The 230-nt window shown below is 46.5% G+C and carries 1 rRNA gene; it reads right to left on the bottom strand.

From position 1 onward, the window contains the following. Nucleotides 1-2 precede the first annotated feature (2 nt). Nucleotides 3-118, bottom strand: a 5S ribosomal RNA gene (rrf, locus tag ACW9H9_RS28950). Between the last annotated feature and the right edge of the window lie 112 nt (nucleotides 119-230).

The raw sequence follows: 230 nt of genomic DNA, 5'->3' as shown, positions 1-230 counted from the left end.
AATCTTGACGATGACCTACTCTCACATGGGGAAACCCCACACTACCATCGGCGATGCATCGTTTCACTACTGAGTTCGGGATGGGATCAGGTGGTTCCAATGCTCTATGGTCGTCAAGAAATTCTGTGTACCAGACCGTTGCTTATGCAACGTGCCGGTGAAAATCATAGGCTTCTACATAAACAAAACCCCAACTGCTTTCGCAATTGGGGTTTCGGAATTTAATCTTG

The organism is Pseudomonas sp. SDO5215_S409 (assembly GCF_054071325.1).
The sequence above is the reverse complement of the archived record's forward strand: the minus strand, read 5'-3'. Positions and strand labels throughout refer to the sequence as shown.